The 6617-nt window shown below is 65.5% G+C and carries 8 protein-coding genes; 3 read left to right on the top strand and 5 right to left on the bottom strand.

The features are described 5' to 3' along the window. The 4 genes from WS95_RS02005 to WS95_RS35525 all read right to left on the bottom strand — a co-directional run. Positions 1-440, bottom strand: a 440-nt coding sequence (locus tag WS95_RS02005; protein WP_156444420.1) for an aminotransferase class III-fold pyridoxal phosphate-dependent enzyme, incomplete at its 3' end; no start/stop codon positions are given. A 34-nt stretch (positions 441-474) separates the two neighbouring features. Then, positions 475-1812 carry a glutamine synthetase family protein gene (locus WS95_RS02000; RefSeq protein WP_059822004.1) on the bottom strand — a complete coding sequence of 446 codons (1338 nt, stop codon included), beginning with the start codon at positions 1810-1812 and terminating at the stop codon, positions 475-477. 28 nt (positions 1813-1840) lie between these two features. After that, positions 1841-2626: a gamma-glutamyl-gamma-aminobutyrate hydrolase family protein gene (locus tag WS95_RS01995; protein WP_034208576.1), complete on the bottom strand. Its 786-nt coding sequence runs from the start codon at positions 2624-2626 to the stop codon at positions 1841-1843. A gap of 283 nt (positions 2627-2909) precedes the next feature. Beyond that, entirely contained in the window at positions 2910-3092 is a 183-nt protein-coding gene (locus WS95_RS35525; protein ID WP_006488040.1) for a hypothetical protein, read from the bottom strand. 455 nt (positions 3093-3547) lie between these two features. Between WS95_RS35525 and WS95_RS01990 the strand changes: the two genes are divergently transcribed. Both WS95_RS01990 and WS95_RS01985 read left to right on the top strand, forming a co-directional pair. Beyond that, positions 3548-4099 carry a cupin domain-containing protein gene (locus WS95_RS01990; protein ID WP_034208777.1) on the top strand — a complete coding sequence of 184 codons (552 nt, stop codon included), beginning with the start codon at positions 3548-3550 and terminating at the stop codon, positions 4097-4099. A gap of 88 nt (positions 4100-4187) precedes the next feature. Continuing rightward, the gene (locus WS95_RS01985; RefSeq protein WP_059822002.1) at positions 4188-5678 is read left to right on the top strand and encodes an aldehyde dehydrogenase; all 1491 of its coding nucleotides are present in this window, start codon (positions 4188-4190) and stop codon (positions 5676-5678) included. Positions 5679-5750: 72 nt separating this feature from the next. Here the strand turns inward: WS95_RS01985 and WS95_RS01980 are convergent, their stop codons facing one another. Further along, positions 5751-5951: a heavy-metal-associated domain-containing protein gene (locus WS95_RS01980; RefSeq protein ID WP_034208574.1), complete on the bottom strand. Its 201-nt coding sequence runs from the start codon at positions 5949-5951 to the stop codon at positions 5751-5753. 329 nt (positions 5952-6280) lie between these two features. On the opposite strand from WS95_RS01980, the gene WS95_RS01975 reads away from it, so the two are divergent. After that, the gene (locus tag WS95_RS01975) at positions 6281-6613 is read left to right on the top strand and encodes a cupredoxin domain-containing protein (RefSeq protein ID WP_027785634.1); all 333 of its coding nucleotides are present in this window, start codon (positions 6281-6283) and stop codon (positions 6611-6613) included. Positions 6614-6617: the final 4 nt, after the last annotated feature.

The raw sequence follows: 6617 nt of genomic DNA, 5'->3' as shown, positions 1-6617 counted from the left end.
TTGCCTTCCGAGCCGCTGTTGCAATAGAAGAAGTGGTTGAAGCCGGCGGGCGTCACTTCCGCGAGCATCGCGGAGAGTTCGATCACCGGCGGATGCGTGGTCTTGAAGAACGTGTTGTAGAACGGCAACTCCTGCAACTGGCGATACGCGGCGTCGGCGAGTTCCTTGCGGCCGTAGCCGACGTTCACGCACCAGAGGCCGGCCATCCCGTCGATCACCTTGTTGCCGTCCGAGTCCCACAGGTAGACGCCGTCGGCCTTGACGATCACGCGGCTGCCCGCGCGGTTGAGCGCGCCCATGTCCGAGAACGGGTGGATGTGGTGCGCGGCGTCGAGCGCGCGGTATTCGGCGGTCGAGCGTGCCTGCGTCGCGCGCGGCGCGGCGGCCGTCGCGGTCGGCGCGGCCGGCTGGATCCAGGCCGATTCGTTGCGGTAAGTCATGTTTCCTCCGTGATTCCGTATGCGGTTGGCACGCTTACACGTGCAGCAGCAGATGGCGGCGTTCCCACGAGCTGATCACGCGGAAGAACGCTTCGTATTCGGTTTCCTTCAGCGCGAAATACGCCTTCAGGAACTTGTGCCCGAGGATCTCGCCGAGCGGCTCGCACGCGGCCATCAGCGTCAGTCCTTCCTCGAGGTTGCGCGGCAACTGGTACGGCAGGCTGTAGCCGTCGCTGACGAGCGGCTCGGTCGGCTCCAGGCGCTGCGTCATGCCGAGATAGCCGGCCGCGAGCGTCGCCGCGAGCGCGAGGTACGGGTTGCAGTCGACGCCCGGGATGCGGTTTTCGATGCGGCGTGCGGCCGGGCCCGAATGCGGGATGCGGAACCCCACCGTGCGGTTGTCGTAACCCCACTGCACGTTGATCGGCGCGGCCATGAAGCGCGACAGGCGGCGATACGAGTTGATGTACGGCGCGAAGATCGGCATCAGCGCCGGCGTGTACTTCTGCAGCCCCGCGAGATAGTTGTAGAACATCGACGTCGCGCCGCCGGTTTCCGGCGACGTGAACAGGTTCTGGCCCGTTTCCTCGTCGACGATGCTCTGGTGCACGTGCATCGCCGAGCCCGGTTCGTCTTCCATCGGCTTGGCCATGAACGTCGCGTACATGTTGTGACGCAGCGCGGCCTCGCGCACCGTGCGCTTGAACAGGAACACCTGGTCGGCCAGCGACAGCGCGTCGCCGTGCATGAAGTTGATCTCCATCTGCGCGGCGCCGACTTCGTGGATCAGCGTATCGATGTCGAGGTTCTGCGATTCGCAGTACTCGTAGATGTCCTCGAACAGCGGATCGAATTCGTTGACGGCCTCGATCGAATACGACTGGCGGCCCGTTTCGGGGCGGCCCGTGCGGCCGACCGGCGGACGCAGCGGCAGGTCGGGGTCCTTGTTCATGTCGACCAGGTAGAACTCGAGCTCGGGCGCGACGACCGGTTTCCAGCCCTTCGTCTTGTACAGGTCGAGCACGCGGCGCAGCACGTAGCGCGGCGAGATCTCGACCGGCGAGCCGTCGAAGTGCACGCAGTCGTGGATCACCTGCGCGGTCGGGTCGACGGCCCACGGGATCAGGCGGATGGTCGACGTGTCGGGCACGCACACCATGTCGGGGTCGGTCACGCCGGTCAGCGAGCCGTCTTCCGGATAGTCGCCGGTAACGGTCTGCACCATCACGGCCTGCGGCAGCCGCATCGATTCGCCGGACGTGAACTTGTTGCGCGGCGTGATCTTGCCGCGCGCGATGCCGGCCATGTCGGGAATGATCGCTTCGATCTCGGTGATCCGGTGCTGCTTCAGAAAGCCTTCGATGTCTTGCATGTCTGTTCTCGTTGTCTGGTTGGCGCGCTCAGGCGAGCGCGGCGGCGGCCATGGCGCGCGTGCGTTCGGCGCGGCGGGCGCGGCACGCATCGCCGAACGCGCGGAAGATCGCGCTCGACAGCGGGTCCTGCGCGTGTCGCCATTCCGGATGCCACTGCACGGCCAGCGCGAACGCCGGTGCGTCGACGACGCTCACGGCCTCGATCAGGCCATCCGGCGCGACGGCCTCGACGGCGAGGCCCGAGCCGAGCTGCGCGACGCCCTGCTTGTGCAGCGAGTTCACGTGCACTTCGTCGCGGCCGCCGGCGAGCGCATGCAGCTGGCCGCCGGGCGTCAGGCGCACGACGTGCGCGGGGCCGTATTGCGTATCCATCGGCGCGTCGTCGTCCTCGCGGTGATCGGCGAAGCCGGGCACTTCATGCACGCGCTGGTGCAGCGTGCCGCCGCAAACGACGTTCAGCTCCTGGAAGCCGCGGCATACGGCGAGCACGGGCACGCCCGCGACGATGGCCGCGCGCAAGAGCGGCAGCGTCGTCGCATCGCGGGCCGGGTCGTGCTTCGTGCCGGGCTCGCTCGGCTCGCCGCCGTACCGATGCGGCTCGACGTTCGAGTAACTGCCGGTAAACAGCAGCCCGTCCACGGCGTCGAGCACGTCGGCGGTCGACTGCCGTTCGCCGAGCGCCGGCAGCACCATCGCGAGCGCATGCGCGCCGTCGACGATCGCGGCCACGTATTTGTCGCCGACCGTATGCGACGCGTGCGCGCCGATCTGGGTGAGGTCGGCAGTGATGCCGACGAGAGGTTTCCTTTCCATGACGTCAATCAGTAATCCGTAGGGACGTGACGCGCGTCGGCCCGAATGCGGCAAAACGCGGGCGCGACACGACCCCGCAGCCCGGCGTCGAGCGCAGGGCCGCTGGTGAATGGGCGCAACGGGATGGCGTGGCGATCCGCGCTGCGCGCGACGGTCAGGCCGTCGTTCGTTTCATCGCGATACGCGACGCCGCAACGAATGCGCGAACGCGTTCCGTCACCGCACGGACGATGCGGTTGGCGAATCGACGGATGAAACGAACGACGTGAAGAAAGGAGAGGCGCTACGGCAGCAGCGACGCCACTTCGTCGGTATCGACGGCAACGAATGCGCGTGCGGAAACGGCGTTGTGGCGCCGAACGGAACGACGGGACAGGATGGTGTAGATCGACAGGTGAAGCAGGCGAGGACTATGCCAGCCGCAACTGCCGTCGGAAGCGGGAACGGCGCTGCGCAAACTTCGCACATCGCCTCGATCCCACCTCACCAGAGGGCCACGGACTCTCACGATTACACTCGACTGGTTTGTTGAAAGTATTGAACACCTGATCGTTTCGACGCGCGGGGCGTTTAAAATAATCGAGGCGCCGGTCCTGCGTCATTTACGTTGACGGGCATCGTTTGCTGCGTTGCGATAACGCTTTTCGAGGCCTGTGAAAGCCAGATGACGCTGACCTGAGAGCCAGCATATACGAGCCAATAACGGCGTCAAATGTTTTTTAATGGTCCTGCATCAGGGCTTTCCCGAGCAGTGCGAACAAAAGATTCGCAAAAGGAATGGTCGGCGCGTCGTTCATTATTTCGAACGCCTTTCAGGGTTTTCCCCGCTGATGCGCGGCATAAAGTGATTAGAATATTCAACGGCTGTCCCATGCGTCGTTTCACTTTGTCATCGCACTTATCGTGTCCGAAACCGAATCGATGTCCACCGAAGTCGCCGAGCGCCTGCGTTTCGTGCGCAACAAGCATGGCCTGTCGCAGCGCGAACTCGCGAAACGCGCCGGCGTCACCAACGGCACGATCTCGCTGATCGAACAGGGCCGCGTGAGCCCGTCGGTCGGGTCGCTGAAGAAACTGCTCGAATGCATCCCGATGAGTCTCGCGGAGTTCTTCACGTTCGAGCTCGTCGAATCGCGCGCGGTCGTGTCGCGTCGCGACGAGATGCCGAACCTCGGCAACGAGTCGCTCGCGTTTCAACTGGTCGGCGCGAACGTGAAGGACCGCAACATGTGCATCCTGCGCGAGATCTACCAGCCGCTGGCCGACACGGGGCCCGAGATGCTGGTGCATGCGGGGCACGAGGGCGGCGTCGTCGTGTCGGGCCGGCTCGAGCTGACCGTCGACGGCGCGACATGGTTGCTCGACCCCGGAGACGGCTACTACTTCGAAAGCCGTTTGCCGCATCGTTTTCGCAATCCCAGCGCGGAACTGCTCTGCGAGGTCGTGTCGGCCAATTCGCCGGCGACCTTCTGACCGCGCGTCACCGCATTCGCCGCCGGCCGGCTGCGCGCCAGGCGCGCGGCGCGCCGCATCGCGAATGCCAAACCATTGAGGCATCCTGATGAACAAGTTGACTTTGGCTGACTGGCAACACAAGGCGGCGTCGCTCGAGATCGATGGGCGCGCATTCATCGACGGCGCGTCGCGCGACACGCACGGCGGCAAGACCTTCGACTGCGTGAGCCCGATCGACGGCCGCGTGCTGGCGAAGGTCGCCGACTGCGGCGAAGCGGACGTGAACGCCGCCGTCGCGGCGGCCCGCCGCGCGTTCGACGCCGGGGTGTGGGCCGGCCTGAACCCGCGTGCGCGCAAGGCCGTGCTGCTGCGCTGGGCCACGCTGATGCGCGAGCATCTCGACGAACTGTCGCTGCTCGAAACGCTCGACGCGGGCAAGCCGATCGGCGACACGACGACGGTCGACGTGCCCGGCGCCGCCTACTGCGTCGAATGGTTCGCCGAGGCGATCGACAAGGTCGGCGGCGAGGTCGCGCCGGCCGATCATCATCTCGTCGGCCTCGTCACGCGCGAGCCGGTCGGCGTGGTGGCCGCCGTCGTGCCGTGGAACTTCCCGATCCTGATGGCCGCATGGAAATTCGGTCCCGCGCTCGCGGCCGGCAACAGCGTCGTGCTGAAGCCGTCCGAGAAATCGCCGCTGACCGCGATCCGCGTCGCGCAGCTCGCCTTCGAAGCCGGGATTCCGGCCGGCGTGTTCAACGTCGTGCCGGGCGCGGGCGAGCCGGGCAAGCTGCTCGCGCTGCATCGCGACGTCGACTGCATCGCGTTCACGGGCTCGACGGCGGTCGGCAAGCTGATCATGCAGTACGCGGCGCAGTCGAACCTGAAGCGCGCGTGGCTCGAGCTCGGCGGCAAGTCGCCGAACATCGTGTTGCCCGACTGCCCCGATCTCGACCGCGCAGCGCAAACGGCGGCCGGCGCGATCTTCTACAACATGGGCGAGATGTGCACGGCCGGCTCGCGGCTGCTCGTGCATCGCGACATCAAGGACGCGTTCATCGAGAAGCTCGTCGCGGCCGCGCGCGCGTACGTGCCGGGCAATCCGCTCGATCCGTCGGTATCGATGGGCGCGATCGTCGACGGCATCCAGCTCGAACGCGTGCTCGGTTATATCGAAGCGGGGCGCAGCGAAGGCCGGCTCGTCATCGGCGGTGCGCGCGTGAACGCGGAAACGGGCGGCTTCTACGTGGAGCCGACGGTGTTCGAGGTGAAGCCCGATGCGAAGATCGCGCGCGAGGAAATCTTCGGGCCGGTGTTGTCGGTGATCGTGTTCGACGACGTCGACGAGGCCGTGAGGATCGCGAACGATACCGAATACGGGCTGGCCGCGGCCGTGTGGACGTCGAACCTGACGACCGCGCACGACGTGTCGCGCCGATTGCGTGCGGGCACCGTGTGGGTGAACTGCTATGACGAGGGCGGCGACATGAACTTCCCGTTCGGCGGCTACAAGCAGTCGGGCAACGGCCGCGACAAGTCGCTGCATGCGCTCGAGAAGTACACCGAACTGAAGTCGACGCTGATCCGGCTGCGTTGACAGGCCGCCGGGGGCGGGCGCGTCGCCGTCCGGTGCTGCGCCCGCAATTGCACCCGCGGCCTGCGGCGCGCGTTACGCGCTGCGCAGTGCGGGATGGAAGCCGGCGGCTTCGATGATCGACCGTACGCGCTCGGCGCCTTGCGCCGAGTCGACCTTGACGATCTTCGCCGCGACGTCGATGTCGAGCTTCGCGGCGGGGTCGGCGGCCGTCACCGCACGCGTGATCGCGTTGGCGCAGCCGCCGCAGGTCATGTCCTGGACTTCGAATTCCATCGTGTTTTCTCCGGTGAATGATTGACGCGTACGTTCAGCATGAAGCTTGCCACGGTGGGAAGGTCAAGCGTCGCATGCGGTGATGGCATCGCATTGGCCATTTGTAATGCTGAGGTCTGACGAATCGTTATTTACGTGCGCCCGTCAGTCCGAATTTTTCCCGATTGACGACTGCACATTATCGGCGAAATCCGTCGGCGCCTTGCGCGACAACGCGCGTGCGGGATCGACGGCGCACGATTCCCATGAGCGCAGTGAGGGTACTCCGAGGTGAAAATGCGAATCGATCTTAGTATCGATTCCCTCCAATATTTCCGCTCATTACGCACATGACCCGTTTCGCTATCGGTTTCGCACTGGCCCTGCTGGGCGCCTCGGCCGCGTCCGCCTTCGCTGCCGACGACGTCGTCAACCTGACGTTGAAGGACCACAAGTTTTCGCCCGATGGCGTGACGATCCCCGCCGGCAAGAAGGTGAAGTTCGTCGTGAAGAACCTCGATGCGACGCCCGCGGAATTCGAAAGCGACGACTTCAAGGCGGAGAAGGTCGTGCCGGCCGGCAAGTCGGTCGAGATCCTGGTCGGGCCGCTGAAGGCCGGGACCTACGAGTTCCACGACGAGTATCACGAAGCGCAGTCGAAGACGCACCTGACCGTCAAGTAAGCCG

This window comes from Burkholderia sp. MSMB1826, assembly GCF_001526325.1.
Classification (GTDB): domain Bacteria; phylum Pseudomonadota; class Gammaproteobacteria; order Burkholderiales; family Burkholderiaceae; genus Burkholderia.
Note: the sequence above shows the minus strand (reverse complement) of the source record. Positions and strands in the feature narration are given on the sequence as shown.